17 protein-coding genes are annotated in these 16,347 nt (G+C 40.7%); 7 read left to right on the top strand and 10 right to left on the bottom strand.

Features of this window, described 5'->3' with window-relative positions; genetic code table 11:
• Positions 1–66 precede the first annotated feature (66 nt).
• The 4 genes from B9A58_RS18045 (at position 67) to B9A58_RS18030 (ending at position 3,067) form a co-directional block, all read left to right on the top strand.
• The gene (locus B9A58_RS18045) at positions 67–879 is read left to right on the top strand and encodes an enoyl-ACP reductase FabI (protein ID WP_084374272.1); all 813 of its coding nucleotides are present in this window, start codon (positions 67–69) and stop codon (positions 877–879) included.
• A gap of 74 nt (positions 880–953) precedes the next feature.
• Positions 954–1,760 (top strand): 4-(cytidine 5'-diphospho)-2-C-methyl-D-erythritol kinase, encoded by an 807-nt coding sequence (ispE, locus tag B9A58_RS18040; RefSeq protein ID WP_084374271.1) that lies wholly within the window; start codon positions 954–956, stop codon positions 1,758–1,760.
• 39 nt (positions 1,761–1,799) lie between these two features.
• Positions 1,800–2,372, top strand: a complete 573-nt coding sequence (locus tag B9A58_RS18035) for a hypothetical protein (RefSeq protein ID WP_139793971.1) — start codon at positions 1,800–1,802, stop codon at positions 2,370–2,372.
• 359 nt (positions 2,373–2,731) lie between these two features.
• Entirely contained in the window at positions 2,732–3,067 is a 336-nt protein-coding gene (locus tag B9A58_RS18030; protein WP_084374269.1) for a T9SS type A sorting domain-containing protein, read from the top strand.
• A gap of 101 nt (positions 3,068–3,168) precedes the next feature.
• On the opposite strand, the gene B9A58_RS18025 is transcribed toward B9A58_RS18030, so the two are convergent.
• The 4 genes from B9A58_RS18025 to tamL all read right to left on the bottom strand — a co-directional run bounded on the left by B9A58_RS18025 (position 3,169) and on the right by tamL (position 7,155).
• Complete coding sequence (locus B9A58_RS18025; protein WP_084374268.1) at positions 3,169–3,366, bottom strand: helix-turn-helix transcriptional regulator; 198 nt, start codon at positions 3,364–3,366, stop codon at positions 3,169–3,171.
• A complete protein-coding gene (locus tag B9A58_RS18020) occupies positions 3,363–3,776 on the bottom strand; it encodes a hypothetical protein (protein ID WP_084374267.1) in 414 nt (137 codons plus the stop codon). The genes B9A58_RS18025 and B9A58_RS18020 overlap by 4 nt, the downstream gene beginning before the upstream one ends.
• A 114-nt stretch (positions 3,777–3,890) precedes the next feature.
• Positions 3,891–4,781 (bottom strand): oxygen-dependent coproporphyrinogen oxidase, encoded by an 891-nt coding sequence (hemF, locus tag B9A58_RS18015; protein WP_084374266.1) that lies wholly within the window; start codon positions 4,779–4,781, stop codon positions 3,891–3,893.
• A 4-nt stretch (positions 4,782–4,785) separates the two neighbouring features.
• On the bottom strand, positions 4,786–7,155 hold the full coding sequence (gene tamL, locus B9A58_RS18010) for a translocation and assembly module lipoprotein TamL (protein ID WP_084374265.1): 2,370 nt from the start codon (positions 7,153–7,155) through the stop codon (positions 4,786–4,788).
• Positions 7,156–7,336: 181 nt separating this feature from the next.
• Between tamL and B9A58_RS18005 the strand changes: the two genes are divergently transcribed.
• Positions 7,337–8,077 carry a TrmH family RNA methyltransferase gene (locus B9A58_RS18005; RefSeq protein WP_084374264.1) on the top strand — a complete coding sequence of 247 codons (741 nt, stop codon included), beginning with the start codon at positions 7,337–7,339 and terminating at the stop codon, positions 8,075–8,077.
• A gap of 148 nt (positions 8,078–8,225) precedes the next feature.
• Here B9A58_RS18005 and B9A58_RS18000 read toward each other — a convergent pair whose 3' ends face one another.
• From B9A58_RS18000 to B9A58_RS17980, 5 genes are all read right to left on the bottom strand, one after another.
• Positions 8,226–8,981, bottom strand: coding sequence for a LytR/AlgR family response regulator transcription factor (locus B9A58_RS18000; protein WP_084374263.1), 756 nt, complete (start codon positions 8,979–8,981; stop codon positions 8,226–8,228).
• Positions 8,978–10,054: a sensor histidine kinase gene (locus tag B9A58_RS17995; protein WP_084374262.1), complete on the bottom strand. Its 1,077-nt coding sequence runs from the start codon at positions 10,052–10,054 to the stop codon at positions 8,978–8,980. The genes B9A58_RS18000 and B9A58_RS17995 overlap by 4 nt, the downstream gene beginning before the upstream one ends.
• 152 nt (positions 10,055–10,206) lie before the next feature.
• The gene (locus B9A58_RS17990) at positions 10,207–10,875 is read right to left on the bottom strand and encodes a tetratricopeptide repeat protein (protein WP_084374261.1); all 669 of its coding nucleotides are present in this window, start codon (positions 10,873–10,875) and stop codon (positions 10,207–10,209) included.
• A 19-nt stretch (positions 10,876–10,894) separates the two neighbouring features.
• Complete coding sequence (locus tag B9A58_RS17985) at positions 10,895–11,317, bottom strand: DUF2141 domain-containing protein (protein WP_084374260.1); 423 nt, start codon at positions 11,315–11,317, stop codon at positions 10,895–10,897.
• A 28-nt stretch (positions 11,318–11,345) separates the two neighbouring features.
• Positions 11,346–13,499: a TonB-dependent receptor gene (locus B9A58_RS17980; RefSeq protein ID WP_176214835.1), complete on the bottom strand. Its 2,154-nt coding sequence runs from the start codon at positions 13,497–13,499 to the stop codon at positions 11,346–11,348.
• Between the two features lie 327 nt (positions 13,500–13,826).
• Between B9A58_RS17980 and B9A58_RS17975 the strand changes: the two genes are divergently transcribed.
• Together B9A58_RS17975 and B9A58_RS17970 are read left to right on the top strand one after the other, a co-directional pair.
• Positions 13,827–14,459: a LysE family translocator gene (locus B9A58_RS17975; protein WP_084374258.1), complete on the top strand. Its 633-nt coding sequence runs from the start codon at positions 13,827–13,829 to the stop codon at positions 14,457–14,459.
• 7 nt (positions 14,460–14,466) lie between these two features.
• Complete coding sequence (locus B9A58_RS17970; RefSeq protein ID WP_084374257.1) at positions 14,467–14,874, top strand: SRPBCC family protein; 408 nt, start codon at positions 14,467–14,469, stop codon at positions 14,872–14,874.
• A gap of 48 nt (positions 14,875–14,922) precedes the next feature.
• On the opposite strand, the gene B9A58_RS17965 is transcribed toward B9A58_RS17970, so the two are convergent.
• Positions 14,923–16,287: an MFS transporter gene (locus tag B9A58_RS17965; RefSeq protein ID WP_084374256.1), complete on the bottom strand. Its 1,365-nt coding sequence runs from the start codon at positions 16,285–16,287 to the stop codon at positions 14,923–14,925.
• Between the last annotated feature and the right edge of the window lie 60 nt (positions 16,288–16,347).

The following is a 16,347-nucleotide window of genomic DNA, read 5'->3' as shown; positions in this document are numbered from 1 at the left end:
TAACTACTAACTACTAGCGTCTAACAATTATCTTTACGATTTTATAACAAATAGAAACTAAATCAAATGTCTAATAATCTATTAAAAGGAAAAAGAGGGATCATTTTTGGTGCTTTGGACGAAAATTCAATTGCGTGGAAAGTGGCTTTGAAAGCAAACGAACAAGGTGCTTCGTTTACATTGACCAATGCACCAATTGCCCTGAGAATGGGTGCGATCAACCAATTGGCTGAGCAATGTGGAGCTGAAGTAATTCCTGCTGATGCGACCTCTGTAGAAGATTTGGAAAACCTTTTCACCAAGTCTCAGGAAGTTTTAGGCGGAAAATTGGATTTCGTATTACACTCGATCGGCATGAGCCCGAATGTGAGAAAAAATAAAGAATATGGCGATTTGAACTACGACTGGATGCTCAAGACCATGGACATCTCAGCGATTTCATTTCACAAAGTAATGGCAGTTGCTGAGAAGCAAGAAGCCATGAATGAGTGGGGTTCTATCTTGGCTTTGACTTACATTGCTGCACAAAGAACGTTCCCAGATTATTCAGATATGGCACAGGCTAAGGCCATGCTGGAGTCTATCGCCCGCAGCTATGGTGAAAGATTTGCCAGATTGAAAAAAGTAAGAGTGAACACGATTTCTCAGTCTCCTACCATGACCACAGCTGGCTCGGGTGTAGGCGGATTTGATGTATTCATGGATTATGCAGAGAAGATGTCACCACTAGGCAATGCGTCTGCTGAGTCATGTGCAGACTATTGCATCTCTATGTTCTCAGACTTGACCAAGATGGTCACTATGCAAAATTTGATGCATGATGGTGGATTCTCTTCATCAGGAATCACGCAAGACATTATCGATCAGATGACCAAGTAATTTTTAGTATGAAGACTGAAGTTGGGAGCCAGAAGTCCTTCCTACTTCGGTCTTCTGGCTACTAACTTCATTCCATGATCGCCTTCCCCAACGCCAAAATCAATATCGGCCTCAACATCACCTCTAAACGAGCGGATGGCTATCACAACCTTTCTTCTTGTTTTCTACCTATTGACTGGAAAGATGCGCTCGAAATCGTGCCAGCTGGTCAGTTTGAATTCACCTCATCTGGCTTAGATATTCCAGGTGATAGCAGTGGCAACCTTTGCGTGAAGGCTTACGAGTTACTAACAGAGAAGCACCATATTCCACCCGTAAAAATGCACTTGCATAAAGTGATCCCCATGGGTGCAGGGCTGGGTGGAGGTTCAGCAGATGGTGCTTTTGCTTTAAAATTGTTGAATGACCAATTTGAAATAGGTTTGACCAACACTCAACTCGAAGCTTACGCCAAAACACTAGGTGCGGACTGTCCATTCTTCATCGACAACAAACCCAAGCTGGTCAAGGGCATAGGAGAGGTGATGGAGGATATCAGTATTGATTTATCCGATTATTCAATCGTGGTGGTTTTTCCCGGTATCCATGTGAGTACGAAGACTGCATTTACTGGCATCACACCTCAAGAGCCAACATACGATCTCAAAACCATCCTTCAACAATCTCCCAAATCTTGGCAAGGCAATGTGGTCAACGACTTTGAAGAAACTGTCTTTGCCGCCCATCCAGAAATTCAAAAGATTAAGAACCAACTCCTTGACTTAGGGGCAGGCTATGCTTCCATGACCGGGACTGGCTCGGCGGTTTTTGGGGTGTTTGGGAAGGATGAGGATTTGGAGAAAGTGAGAGTTAATTTTAAAGAATTGGTCGCATGGAGTTGATTGTTGAGTTTAATTTATGTTTCAACTAAGGTTTTTGCAATGAGATTAATTACTCTTGTTGTTTTCATATTTATACAAGCCACTCCTGCTCTTGGACAAAATACCTTGATTTGGAAAAAAGACAAAGTTTTATCATTTTCTAATTTCAAATGTCAGATTAATGAGTCGTTCGATACTTCATATTTTAAATTGAAATCACATGTTAGTTTTAATCAAGAAAGGACTCGTAAAATATCAGGTTGGTTCAGGAAAAATTCGAATCAAAGGTTTATATCGATTATTTACACTGACTCTTCTTTAATTGTAGCAAAAGATACCTTGAGAGCAATTCAATTGTTGGACTTGGCTTCCTTTCAATTTGATTTAGCAGAATATTATAGCAGGCTTATGCGCAAGAATGGGTTCGAATCTCCTCAATTTCTAGTCGATCCTGATCAAACAAGTTCCTATGGATTACAATTAAATGATGAATATGAAAACGATGTTCTAGATATTTATAATGTTTCTGATTATGGTAAAAAGAACGAGATTGTTAGAATTGAACATGATAAGTTGAGAGTTAAGATCAAGGAATTAGAACTTTATTGTTTCGAATGTAAATCTCCTCACTAGCGCAGGACTTTTCCGCCCTTGTTGGTGTTGTCACCAACAAGTTTCAGAACAGCTTACAATTTAGATTAACTGCCGCCTTGAAAGTCAAAAATTAAAGAGGTTACTTCAAGTAACCTCTTTAATAAAACACTCATCTATTCCATTTATCTGCACTTTACGCATTAAAAACCTGTCAATTGACATGATAAAATATGAGGATAGTTTGGTCGGATTTTTATCCAAAAAACACCTCTAAAATTCATCTGAAAACGGCTACATTTCACCTATGAAATTATGAAGCTCACCAGAATTTACTTTCACCAGTCGACAAACGCCGTTAATCTTGCTACATAATTATTAAACAAGAAAAACAAATTCTTATGAAAGCTTTATCATTATTAGTGATCGCCACATTAACCTTTTCTACAGTATCAATGGCTGAGATTCACGGTGCAGCCACCAAAGAAGTTTCGGAAGTGAAGGCTAACATTTTCACTCAGAACAATGGTATGGTATATATCCAGGTTGAAAACCCTGCTGACAGTAAAGTAAGAATTGCTATCAAGGACAACGCTGGAGTTTTACTTCATGGTGAGACAGTAAAGAAAACGAAAATGTTGAAAAGATTTGACATATCTAATCTACCTGCCGGAACCTACTCTTACGAAGTGAATAGCGCTGACTATAGCGTAATGAAGAAAATTGAAAAGAAATAACCGAAGCCGTCGGTTTAATAATACTTAATCGTTAAGTAGTTTTGTTTTTGTATCATGCAAAGAATCCTAGCCTGGCCGCTAGGATTCTTTTTTTGTCCCTTCTAGTTCTCCTCAAATAGGAAAATTTGCTCTATAGAGGTTTCAAACAATTTGGAAGCTTTGAAAGCCAAGGGTAAACTCGGATCGAATTTTCCTTTTTCAATGGCGTTGATGGTTTGTCGTGAGACGGCTAAAAGATCTGCCAGTTGTGCCTGAGTCATATCTCTTTCTGCCCGGAGTACTTTTAATCTATTTTTCATTTGTATCTATATCGTCCGATAAAAATAGCCATCGCATAAGTAAGACCAATCAATATTACTAGGTGAGAAATTTCTGCGTCCATTTGAATTACATTCGTTTGATCCAGCAGTGAATAACTAAGACCTGAGACTATGCCTACACCCAACGCAATAGCCATTGCCTCAAGCTGAATCTTCTTCTGCATTTCATCTAATCCATTCAGGTGACGTTTGTTGGCTAATATCATTCCCGCGCCAAGTCCAAGGTTTATAACAATGCCTGAGATCGTCATGGCCTGATTTTCCCATATAAATATAGGGCCGAAAGTTGCCAAGGCCATAGAGGCAGTCCAGGCAATAGTCCAATAGGCCAGGTTGATGGTATTCCTCTTTATTTCCTCTGCCCAGTTGTTATTTTGACTTGCTGTCATGTATGTATTATTTGATATAATGTAAATAAAACTTTACACAAATATAGTTGAAAAATCCATATTGACAAATAAACTTTACATTATGACAACAGTACTTGATTAAAGGATGAGGTTTTATACCCAATCAATTTTCTTTTGGAGAAGATCTAGTGTTTGTTGCTCTTTCGAATCCTGTAAGGGAATGTGATTGTACTCCCAGTTAGCCTGTGGTGGCAAACTCATCAAAATGGATTCTGTACGTCCATCTGTATCCAGCCCAAACTTGGTGCCTTTGTCCCACACCAAATTGAATTCTGCATAGCGACCACGCCTTAGATACTGCCATTGTTTTTCGTTTTCGCCGTAAGGCAAGTCTTTGTTTTTTGTCATCAGATGTGTGTAAATTGGTGCAAACTGGCTGCCTACATCCTGCACAAATTTCCAACGATCTGCTTTGCTAAACTGATGATTGGCTGATAAACGATCAAAGAAAACCCCTCCAACACCACGAGTTTCTTTTCTGTGTTTGATATAAAAATAATCGTCGGCCCATTTTTTGAATGCTGAATAATAGGAAGAGTCGTGCCTATCACAGCAGGCTTTCATTTGTGCATGAAAGTATCTGGCATCTGCTTCATCCACATAGTGAGGCGTGAGATCAATACCGCCACCAAACCAGCTGATACCATTGCTCATCTCGAAGTATCGTACGTTCATGTGAATAATGGGTACCATGGGACTGTGTGGATGCATCACTATGGATACTCCCGTGGCGAAGAAGTCTGCTGGGTCTATTTTCAGCGCTTCCAATATTTTGGTAGGCGTAGGACCATGTACGGCTGAGAAGTTGACCCCACCTTTTTCTATAATGTTGCCTGCTTTAATTACCCGTGTTCTTCCACCTCCACCTTCTGATCGCTCCCATTGGTCTTCATGAAATTTACCACTGCCGTCTGTTTGTTCCAATGCCTTACAGATGTCATTCTGTAACCCTTTAAACCAATCTTGTATTTCTTCTTTGTTCATAATTCTAAAAAGGATATCCAATACCTAAATTCCAAACCAAAGATTTATAGTCTTTATAATCTGGTAAATCAAACCTCCCGCGTTTTATACTATCACTATATCTGGTTTGATCTCCAGGGTCATGGATTTTCCAGGCTGCATCCAGCCTAAGTAGTAAAAATGAGAAATCTAGTCGCAGGCCATAACCAGCACCAATAGCAATTTCTTTTAAAAAGTCATTAAATTCGAAATGGCCGCCAGGTCTTACAGGATCTTCACGCATGGTCCAGACATTGCCCATATCCACAAAGAGTGCCCCATACAGAAAACCGAATATTTTATGTCGAAGTTCAATGCTCGTTTCGAGTAGAATTTCTCCTGGTTGCTCAAAGTCATTATTATAAACACCTAAGGAATCTACTGGCAAGAATGATCCAGGACCCAAACGTCTGGGTTGCCAGGCGCGAATGCTGTTGCTACCACCTGCAAAAAAGAATTCTTCGTAGGGAAGCGTTTTATTGTCACCATACGGATAGGCCACCCCTAAATGGGCTCGATAAGCCATGATTATTTGAGAGGTGATGGGTGATGAATGGCGGTAGTCCACATCAAACTTAGCGTATTTGAAGTACTCCAATTCTCTATCGAAAGTGTTCCTGGCGACTAAACTGTAGAGGTTGCCCCCAGCTTCGATTTGATATCTGAAGGAGGCCGAATTTTCTTGTCTATTTCCATAGTCGTTGATGTTGTGAGTGACAGAAAGCCAGGTGCTGCTTACAAAAGATGGAAGAAAGGAGTTGTTAAGGTTGTTGCCGTTGTTTTCAAGGTCATCCAAGAATTTTTGATAGTCATCAGTTACGTTAGAATCAATAAAGCTTATATCCGCAATATTCAGTGCATAGTTGCGCCGTTTTTTGTAGTTCTGCCAGCTTAGAATCAATGATGTATTGACATTGGATCGCAGGTATTCTGTCCTATTGGTATAATTCAAACCAAACGATAGTCTGGTCTTAGGGTTGAGATGACCCAGTTTTGATCTGAAATTAGGACTAAGGGGTATCATGAATTGTGGAAAGGTGAAAGCCAGGTTTGCACCATAATCCAAGGATGAGTAGGGGTTGTCTGTATCAGTGGCACCAGACAATCCTTCAAAGCCCACTCGGCCACTTAGCTCCATCACTTCCAAACCTTTGAAGGTGTTTCTATTTTTAATAGAAGCATTGAAAAATGGACCAGGCAAACCCTTGCTTACATTGACTCCAAGCTCAGAAGAAGTTTGAAACTTCTTGAGAGGGCTGGTGAATACATTGGAAATGAATTTACCGCCTGTTGTGTCATAATTGATATTGATGAACTTGAATATGTCCATATTCGAAAGTTGCTTCTGTGTTTCGAGTGTGTTGGATTTTTGATATAGGTCCCCTGGTTTTAAGAATATTCTTCGATCCAGTATTTTTTCTGAGTATTTCTTGCTGTAGAACTGATAGGTGATGCCCTCAAATTTTTCCGTTTGTCGATTGGATGTCAGGCCTGTGATATTCGCATCAGTAGTGAATATCACGGAGTCTATAGTATAGACTTTGTGCTTGGGCTGGTTGTTTGGATTTCGAATGCTCAACCCAATAATTACCTTTTTATCTCCCAGATAGGAAGAATCCACTACAAAACTGATGAACTGCCGATTGAAATTGTAGTAACCACTATTGAGCATCAGATCATTGAGTCTGTCTCGCTCGCTTACCAGATGAGCTTGCTCATAATTCTGATCGAGTTTTAAAAAGGAGGTTTCATTACTTTCTTTTACCTTTTGGTAAATGGCACTGTCAGGGATATTGTAAAACAAAGAATCAATCACGTAGGGTTGGTTTTTTTCTATTTTATAAACCGTGGTGACCATTTTGAAAGTGTTCTCCGAGCTATACGAGACCTTGGAGTTGAAATAGCCTTTGGTTTCCATGTAGCCTTTGATTTTCTGCACAGTGATATTCTCTTTGACTGTATCATATATAGCTACTGGCTCTCCCATACGCATACCAAAGTTGCCTTCCTTGATGTTTCTCGTTTGCTTGGTTAGCTTCTTGTTCATCTTGGTACGAAGTTTTTTCTCCTTTTTTTCTTTGGTGGCCTTAGCAATTTTTTGACTGTATTTGGCACGGATATTTTCTTTATTGCTTTCGTACTTAGCAGAGTCATAGCGTTTGAGGCCGCGTTGGTAAATGCCAACATAAGGAGACCAGGGAATGAAAAGAATTTTTCTGTTGGGCTTGTAGGCGTAGAGTGTCTGAATTTCTTCTTTATTCAATTTGTCAGCACCATCCAGTTTTTGCTCTACCAGCAGGGACTCTCCAGCAGGTAAAAATCTACGACCCATGCATCCTGTAAGCAACAGGAACATGACCAGTAGGATTGGCCTATATGAAGGTTTGAAATTATTAATCTTTTCTCTGTCTAGTCGATGATCAATTGCCTTGATTTACTGATAATCCATTAAGTTTGGAAAAATGTCAGCTGTCGGTTTTAGATCTCTGTGAATGCCGCGCAAAAGCTAAATTTTGATAAATAAAGCACAACAATTGATGATTTCAAATCGAGAGTCAAAATTCATTAAATCCCTACAATTAAAAAAATTCAGGCAACTGGAAAATCAATTTGTCGTGGAAGGGGCAAAAAATGTGCTAGAGTTATTGAAATCAGGTCTAGAAGTGATTAAAGTCTTTGCTACGACTGACTTTATGGCTAAACACAAGGAGCTGCTGTCAAACCATCATGAACTGATCAGTGAAACAAAAGAAGCTGACTTGAAAAAAGCAGGCAGTTTCTCCGCCAACAATGCTGCCTTGGCTTTGGTCAAAATCCCCGACGAAACCAAAATAGATACAAGCCAATCCATATTGGCCTTTGATAGAATCAAAGACCCTGGCAATTTGGGCACAGTCATTAGAATAGCCGACTGGTACGGGTTCAAGCAGATTGTTTGTTCATCAGAGTCTGTGGACTGTTATAATCCCAAAGTAATCTCTGCTACCATGGGTTCCTTTGCTAGAGTGAGGGTTCACTATACTGATCTTGCAGAACTGTTGGATCAATCAGAACATGTCTACGGGACCACTTTACAAGGAGACAATATTCATAAACTCAAATTTCAAGAACCAGCCGTAGTGGTATTCGGCAATGAATCAGAGGGTTTATCAGAAGACTTGAAGCCATATCTTACGCAAGAAGTCTTTATCCCAGGCTATGGCAGTGCTGAGTCACTGAATGTTGCAGTCTCTACTGCTGTTTTCTGTGATAATTTTAGGCGGTTGTTGAAGGCGTAAGTAACAAGTATCCTGTGCTGGAGGCCGTGCAGCTAGTTGAAGCAGTCAGGTATTACAATCTCATTCGCCATTTATGGCGTGCAAAATTTCAATTGGAGATAGCTAGGATATGATTGACATCAAATGTCTCGCCATAAACGTTCTGAATTTAGCGATCCAGCCATTTTTTAAACAACACGACCTTTTCTCTTGAGACAATCAGGTCATCAGCATTGAAGTGATGTAATTCTAGTTTCAAACGGCTATTGGAATAAGAAATGATGTCTTTGATACCTTCAATATGGATAAGATATTTTCGATTGATACGAAAAAAGGACTTGGGGTTTACAGCTTCCTGAATTTGATCTAGCGTGAAGTCGATGATGAATCTTTTGCAGTCTTTGGATAGGAGGTAAGTGGTTTTATTTTCACTTAGAAAAATTTCCACTTCTTCTGCAAGTACAGATTTGAGGTGTTCACCTACCTTGATCACGAAACGTTCTTTGTAGGACTTGTTTTGTTGCTGTATGAGATGCATAAGCGCAGCTACATCCATGGATGGAATGGACTCTTTTTGCTTGTTGAATTTTTCTAGTGCCCGCTGCAAATCAGCTTCCATCATAGGTTTGAGGAGGTAGTCGATACTATTCACCTTGAATGCTTCTATGGCATATTGATCATAGGCCGTAGTGAAGATGATAGGGCAGCTAATCTCTATTTGCTCAAAGATTTCAAAACTTAAGCCATCCGCCAATTGGATGTCGAAAAAAGCAAGATCAGGTGTAGGGTTGGTTTGAAACCATTCGATAACTGACTTGACGGAATCCAAATGCTCGACCACCTCAATAGAATTGTCCAGTTGATCCAATAACTGGATCAGGCGATTTGCTGCTATGCCTTCGTCTTCTACAATTAATACTTTCATGACTCCAGAGAAAGAATAGGAACTATGACTTCGAACGAGTCTTTTGAATGAATGACTTCTACCTTTTGGTCGGACAGCATTTCATATCTGGAAATGATATTACTTAGACCCAGCCCGCTGGAGTCCTGCTTAGCTGAAGTGATCAGATTGATGTTGTTGTCAACGCTTATTCGATCGTCTTTTCTTTCAACTGTAATTTTCAGTTGATTCTTTTTTGAAATTTCATTGTGCTTGATGCAATTCTCTATGAGCATTTGCAAGGTCACTGGTGGGATGTTTTCATTAACCAAGAACGTATCCATGTTTTTGTACACCACTTCAAAGTTGTCGCCAAAGCGAATGGTATTGAGATAAACAAATGACTTTAGAAAATCTACTTCAGTTTGAAGTGGTACCACTTCGTCATTCTGATGATCCAACACATAACGATAGACCTGGGAGAGCTTTTGGATAAACTCCACGGCCTTGCTTTGGTCGGCATAGACTAGAGAAGTCAAAGCATTCAAACTATTGAATAAAAAATGTGGATTAACCTGAGTTTTGAGCGTTTCGAATTTTGATTTAAGATTTTCGTTTTTCAATCGCTCAACGTCAATTGCGGCTTGTCGCCATTCAATGAAAAAAACTCTTCCATGACCCCACAAGGCAACTAATATGGTTATTCCCATGGGTACCATGAGTAAACTAAAAATGCTTTTGTTTTCCAGTACAATTTGAAACCTTACATCCAAGACAAATTCTACAAAACAATAAATGATAAGTAAAGAAGCGATCGGTGTATAAATCAAAATGCTAGTGATACCTATTGCTGCCCGTCGATAAGGGTGATCAAGCCAAGTCCATCGTTTGTCAATTAAGTAGATAATAATACTGTTGCCATTAGCCAGAACAGTCCAAAAGGCATAAGAGACACTCCAGCTTTGAACAAATACGCCATATTCTTGAGACTTCAAATTATTAAAATCATAAATTAGGGTAATGACTAAAGCTCCTATAAAAGGAATGGTGAACCAGCTATTGATCAGTTCTTTGGGGTGCTTAGATATACTACTGCAGTGTGTAATGCTTGCCATATGTCGAAATGAATGCTGCAAAATAATGAGGCTGGTTCAAAAGTCTTTCGTCATTACGAACAAAGTGAAGCAATCTCATGAATACTAATCCTAATTCACGTTTGAGATCACTTCGTCATGCTCGTGATGACAGTTCTTTGACTGTTGAAAAGCTATTCCTGAGTTTCTGCTTTTGCTAATGCTGTTTCGCATTGTTTTTTGTATTGTTGGGCACTGGGCAACCCCCAACTTGGCGCTATGCTAGATGCTGGCTTTTCTGATTCAAATAGCATGATGGATTTATCAACCAAGGCACATGCATCGTCTACGCCTGTTCCGAAGAATTGTGCCGTGCCATATAACATCTGTCCCATAAATAGGTTGGCTCTTGGATTATTAGGGTCTAATTTCAATGCTTTACCATAGTCAGCCATAATCTTGGGAGACAAGGTCTGGCCTCGCGTGCCCGGATCTACCCCAATTTTGATCATATTGATAAACCCTTGAAGCGCAATTATTTCTGAATTGTTTTCCGAAAGTGTAGAGGCTTTGCCGAGTACAACCAGGGCTTGATCAAGAATCTGGTCTTTGGCTTGCAAATCTTCTATTCTAAAAGCTTTAAAAACGTACGACAATGAGGCATAGTAGTAAGGTTCCCATTGATCAGCTTCGGCCTGACCAATACGATCAAACTTGTTGGCAGAGGCATCCAAGTCTGCGATACTTTCTGCCTGATAGATGGTTGGGATACTGGATTCCATCGTTTTGATATACTTTTTATTTTGTGCATTGGCGAATGTCGCAGCAATTACAAAGACGATAAGGATATTTAGAGATTTCATAGTTTTGATGTTAACAGAGTTATTTGATATTGATTTCGATTTGTTTGTTGCCGTTTAGCTCAAATTGACTTTCGTCAAAATCGGCTGGCCCAAACATACCACGGGCGTTATTGGAAAAGCCATAAGCCTCTGTGGGTATTCCAAAAGAACCAGTATCCAGTTCACCATTAGCGTTGGCATCATGAATGACTGCTACGGCATAGGCACCTTTTGGAAGATTCTTGAATTCCACTTTTACATCAGTGCCACTATCTATAGATACCTTTTGCTTTTGACCTTCTTTGAGCCAGTTGCCCTCTGAGTCGAAGAGAGTGACTTCGAGGAGGCCGTCCGAGCCTTGCACGTTTTTAATTACCACGGTCAGTACATTTTGACCATCTGATGCGAGTATAGAAAGAGTGGCTACCACTATCCCCAATACAGTTAAAATTGACTTTTTCATTTCTTTAAATTTTGATTGAATGATGTTGTTATAAGTTTTCAAGGTTGTTTTTATTCTTGTCCTTGGTCAGGGTTATGAACAACCCAATGAAGTAAAATCTTTTGGCTGGCTGTCCTACGGCTCTGGATTCGTACACGCCATTAGAATTGGCATTATCCGCGTATTCATAACCAAACACATTGTCGCGTCCGAGTAGGTTGCTTGCTGAGGCATAAACGATGAAGTTGGGCTTGAATAAATAGGCAAAATTGAAACTCAAATCAGCGTAGTGTTTCGTCCTATTTCCATTGAAATCATCTTCATTGGGATTGTTGTAGGGACGGCCATTGTTGTAAGTGAATGAAGCCCCAATCTGCGTTCTGATGTCTGGAATAAAGTGCTTGTACACTATAGCGAAGTTGTGTCCAGCAGCAAATGTTGGCTTGGCTTGGTACGGATAATCTCTAAAGTCTCTTTCGGTATCAATGTAAGAATACGATACCCAGTAGTCTACATTTTTGAAAGTTTTGCTGTCTCTCCAGAATAGGTCAATACCTCGGGCATAGCCGCCGCCATTATTGTTGAAGGTGGTCGGGTTGTAAGGATCGTTGCCATCGAATTTCACTAAGTCATCATAATGCTTGTAATAGACTTCTGAGCGAAAAGTTCTACCATTGTTGATGGTCTGATAGCTCATCATGTAATGGTCTGCTCGCTCATAGCTCATTTGCTGTGAGCGAAGCAATAGATCTCGAGTTGGTAATTGATGAAACTTTCCATACGCCCACGATAGCTGTGCGTTTTCACCTGTTTTTAAGGCCATGGATAGTCTAGGAGATATCGCGCTTTCGCTAAACATGGAATAGTGCGAATAGCGCAATCCACCACGGACTGTTAAGCTATTGGTCAGGTAATAATCCGCCTCAGCAAATCCAGCAGACAGGTGATTACTATAGTCTGGAATGAAAGTTTCTCCATTTTCTATCACAGTATTTTCTTCGTGTTTAGTACTGATGACCTCTCCACCTACTTTCACAGAAATACTGTTGATGTCCGAGGTGAAGTAGCCCTTAGTATGCACACTCTGTTGCGTGTCTTTTACATGCGCTTCATTGAAAATAACGTCTGTATAGGTGCGTCCGTAAGAAGTGCCGATATAGGCCGTGCTGTTTTCACCAATCGCTCTCTTGTAGCTCGTATTTAAGTAGAAGTTATTGTTGACCATATCAGTGTGGTCATTGTCTGAGTGATTGATACTAGGCTGATTGACTACAAAGGCACTGTGATCGTAGTTGGTATATACCTTCAGCATGTCGTGTTTGCTGAGTTTCTGACGAAGCATGAACGTACCACTCTGTGATGTATAGCCATCTTCCCAGTCATAAGCCTGATCAATCAATCCCATATAGGGGTCTAGGTTGGTGTAGTTTACCTGCCCATAGGCTGAACCGTTTTCCCACTTCTGAGTATGAGAAGCATCCATGCCTACTGTCATAAAAGACAGGTCTGTTCTGGTCTCGTCTGCGATGTCATTAGAATTCAAAGACAAAACAGAAGACAAAGCTTGACCGTATTCAGCCGAGTATCCTCCCGTGCTAAAGAAAGTGCCCTTAAACAGGAAAGGAGAAAACCTACTTCTAGAAGGTACATTGTTGGGAGCAGGTGTATAGAAGCTATGTACCAATATCCCATCAATGAAAGCTTGCGTCTCTGCAGCTGTTCCCCCGCGTACAAAGAGCCTGCCTGTTTCTCCATTGGTGGTGGTGCCAGGCAATTTGCTTAAAGCTCCTGGGATATCTGCCAAAGCACCTGCTGTCATGGCAATGTCGAGTGGCTTGAGCACTACTGCCTTCTTCTCGTCACTCGCCTCGAAACTGCCAGCCGTAATAGTCACGCCAGAAAGACGATTGACTTCTTCCTTCAATTCAATATTGAGTGCGATAGTCTTCGACAGATCTATGGTCTCTTCGTGTTTTTTGTAACCAATGAAGCTGGCAACTAAAGTTTGTTCGCCTGTTTCGTAAGTATCAAACGAATAGTTGCCATACCTATCTGTGGTAGCCCCATCATAAGTGTCTTTGATGAATACATTGACTCCTGGCAGTCCTTCGCCACTGGGGTCAGTGATTCGTCCTTTCAGCGTGGTCGCTTCAGTGAGTAGAGAAGTGCCAAGGAAGATTAGAGTTAAAATTGATTTGGTCATCTGAGTTTTAATTTTTTTTTTGATGATCCAAAACTCAGTAATAGAGGTAGGATTCAGAATAATAAATAGGTAAGCTGGGGAATGAAGCAGATGAGTTGGGGGATAAGGTGGATGAATCGGAGAGGGGGTGGTGAAATTTTGGGTGAATCCGGTTTTACCGACTTTCATAACTGTCATGGGAGGAGATACGTGGAACTTAGTTCCGCGTCAGAGAATACAAGAGACTGAATTCTGTTGAGCACTTGAATATTTATAGACCATAGGGGATGTCACTTTTATACTTGTCTCTCGTATGTGCAGAAGTAACAAAACCTAAACTCAAAACCTATGTTCGGAATTATCAACTTTGAAACATTTCTAATTGCCGGAATTTTATTGATTCTTACCCCAGGCACAGATACCATGTACATTTTAGGGAGAAGCATTTCTCAGGGCAAAAAGGCAGGACTGATGTCTGCATTGGGTATCTCTACGGGCGTACTGGTACATTGTCTCTTTGCTACACTGGGTTTGTCTATTATTCTGGCCAAGTCGGCTTTGGCTTTTGAGGTGGTGAAGTATTTGGGAGCTACTTATCTGATATTCTTAGGTATCAAGTCTATTGTAGCTAAGCCTCAGGATTCATTTGAACTGGATCACCCCAGTAACAACAAAAGCCTTAAGAAAATCTACATGTCTGGGGTACTCACTAATGTATTGAATCCGAAAGTCGCCTTATTCTTCCTGGCCTTCATTCCGCAGTTTGTTGACCCTGGTTATTCGCAAAGTGCGTTGACGTTCTCTCTGCTAGGATTCACTTTTTTGATTATGGGAACCGTGTGGTGCTTATTATTGGCTTTCTTTGCTTCTATCTTGTCTGGTCGTATGCGAGCCAATTACAAATTTAAGACCTGGCTTGATCGTGTGACGGGCATGATGTTTATAGGTTTAGGAATTAAATTAGCTATGGCTAAAAAGTAAAATCTTGATGCAAGGAATAGAGACCATTCTTAAGAAATTTAGCATACCTGTAGGTAGAAAAGAACTTTTCGAAGCCTGGATTTCACCGCAGATGACTATTGCACCAATAACAAAAATTGAATGCAACCCAATGGCTGGAGGTGTCATGAACCTGTATGCAGAGTCTGCCGAGGCAGTAGGCGTAATGAATGGCCTATTCGAAGAGGTAATTCCAAACGAAAAACTAAAATACTCTTGGCAATGGCAAGGAAGTGACGAGCAGACTATGGTGACCGTAATATTCAAGGATGACGGCCTTCAAACACTCGTTCAGCTAGAACATACTGGTTTTTTATCCAAAGAAAGCTATGATGCACATAATAGTGGTTGGGATAATTATCTGGATGGCTTAGCTGACAGACTCGTCAAGTCATAAAAAAGCCGACTAACGAGCCGGCTTTTACAACATTAAACCCAAAAAATCTTAAGCGGCCAATTTCTGCTTGGATAGCAGTTGCTTTTTGATATCTTCTAATTTTTTCTGCTCTTCGACAGCAGCAGCTTCATCAGCATCAGAAAATTTGATGCCTAGCCCAAGTAGACTAATAGCTACCACAGCCATTCCGAAATACAGGAAACTGTTTTCTAATGTAGCCCCACTTCTCAGTAAAAATTGAGCATACATGACAGCACCTACATTGCCGCCTGCACCCACAATGCCTGCTACAGCTCCCAGTGATTTTGTATTGATGAATGGTACTACGGAGAAAGTAGCGCCTTCTGCCATTTGTACAAAAAGTGAGAAGATGATCATCGTAATGATCGCCAAACCCAACATATCCATTCTTGAAAACAGCATAAGGGCAAATCCTTCAGCAAACAATACCATCACCAACCATTTTACTCTTCCGCTGAGCCCACCAGTTTTGGAGAATCTGTCGCCTAACCACCCGCCCATAGAGCGTGCAAAAAGGTTCATCAAACCGAAAAGAGCCGCAATCATACCTGCTGTAGTTTCATTAAGTTCAAACTTGGTTTGGTAGTAGGTAGCAGCACGACCATTGACAAACAATTCTAGACCAAAACAGGCGCCATAGATGGCAAACAAAATCCAGACTCTTCTGTCTTTCACAGCAGACATAAATAGGCCAGATTCGCCCTTTTCAGTTTGAGGCTTCTCTTCAGGTGCCTCATCAAAGTTTCCTTTTGGAGTGTCTTTGGTATACTTCCAGTAAAGGAACGCCACACCCAACATGATCAATGCTGGGACAAACATGGCAGGCCTCCATTTAGAAAGTTCGGATTCTGCAAACCCTAAGGCTAACATACCCGAAGCGATCAAGGGCATCATGGCCTGCGTTACACCACCACCAAGGTTACCCCAGCCAGCCGTGGTGGCATTGGCAATGCCCACTACATTGGGGGCAAACATTTTGGTGGTATGATATTGCGTGATAACGAATGACGCACCAATCACACCAATGGCCATTCTTGAGATCAGATAGGTTTCCCAGTTGTAAGCAAAAGAAGAACCAGCGACTACTAAGGCGCCAAATACCAGTAAATAGGTATAGCTTTTTCGAGGCCCTATTTTGTCACAAAGACTTCCTATGATCAGCCGAGCAAAAATAGTAACACCTACTGAAGCAATAAATGCAGTGATTTTTTGTGCCTTGGTTAGATCCATATCTGGACCAATGGTAGAATTCATGAGTGGAGCGTGCGCAAACCAACCAAAGAAGCATAAAAAGAAAGCAATCCAACTAAGGTGGAAAGTTCGCATTTGTAGTGACTCAAGGTCGAATAAATTGATTCGAGTGGCTTTTTCTTGTGAAATAATGGTCTGCATAATTTATAAGTGTTCGATTTGGTTTTACGTAATTTTGAGTTCTTAATTACGTATTTATAC

Origin of the sequence: Reichenbachiella faecimaris (assembly GCF_900176375.1) — a bacterium.
GTDB lineage: Bacteria > Bacteroidota > Bacteroidia > Cytophagales > Cyclobacteriaceae > Reichenbachiella > Reichenbachiella faecimaris.
Note: the sequence above shows the minus strand (reverse complement) of the source record. Positions and strands in the feature narration are given on the sequence as shown.

Coding starts and splice junctions, on each gene's coding strand:
- B9A58_RS18045 (WP_084374272.1), top strand. CDS start 67: ATGTCTAATAATCTATTAAAAGGAAAAAGAGGGATCATTTTTGGTGCT.
- ispE (WP_084374271.1), top strand. CDS start 954: ATGATCGCCTTCCCCAACGCCAAAATCAATATCGGCCTCAACATCACC.
- B9A58_RS18035 (WP_139793971.1), top strand. CDS start 1,800: ATGAGATTAATTACTCTTGTTGTTTTCATATTTATACAAGCCACTCCT.
- B9A58_RS18030 (WP_084374269.1), top strand. CDS start 2,732: ATGAAAGCTTTATCATTATTAGTGATCGCCACATTAACCTTTTCTACA.
- B9A58_RS18025 (WP_084374268.1), bottom strand. CDS start 3,366: ATGAAAAATAGATTAAAAGTACTCCGGGCAGAAAGAGATATGACTCAG.
- B9A58_RS18020 (WP_084374267.1), bottom strand. CDS start 3,776: ATGACAGCAAGTCAAAATAACAACTGGGCAGAGGAAATAAAGAGGAAT.
- hemF (WP_084374266.1), bottom strand. CDS start 4,781: ATGAACAAAGAAGAAATACAAGATTGGTTTAAAGGGTTACAGAATGAC.
- tamL (WP_084374265.1), bottom strand. CDS start 7,155: ATGTTCCTGTTGCTTACAGGATGCATGGGTCGTAGATTTTTACCTGCT.
- B9A58_RS18005 (WP_084374264.1), top strand. CDS start 7,337: ATGATTTCAAATCGAGAGTCAAAATTCATTAAATCCCTACAATTAAAA.
- B9A58_RS18000 (WP_084374263.1), bottom strand. CDS start 8,981: ATGAAAGTATTAATTGTAGAAGACGAAGGCATAGCAGCAAATCGCCTG.
- B9A58_RS17995 (WP_084374262.1), bottom strand. CDS start 10,054: ATGGCAAGCATTACACACTGCAGTAGTATATCTAAGCACCCCAAAGAA.
- B9A58_RS17990 (WP_084374261.1), bottom strand. CDS start 10,875: ATGAAATCTCTAAATATCCTTATCGTCTTTGTAATTGCTGCGACATTC.
- B9A58_RS17985 (WP_084374260.1), bottom strand. CDS start 11,317: ATGAAAAAGTCAATTTTAACTGTATTGGGGATAGTGGTAGCCACTCTT.
- B9A58_RS17980 (WP_176214835.1), bottom strand. CDS start 13,499: ATGACCAAATCAATTTTAACTCTAATCTTCCTTGGCACTTCTCTACTC.
- B9A58_RS17975 (WP_084374258.1), top strand. CDS start 13,827: ATGTTCGGAATTATCAACTTTGAAACATTTCTAATTGCCGGAATTTTA.
- B9A58_RS17970 (WP_084374257.1), top strand. CDS start 14,467: ATGCAAGGAATAGAGACCATTCTTAAGAAATTTAGCATACCTGTAGGT.
- B9A58_RS17965 (WP_084374256.1), bottom strand. CDS start 16,287: ATGCAGACCATTATTTCACAAGAAAAAGCCACTCGAATCAATTTATTC.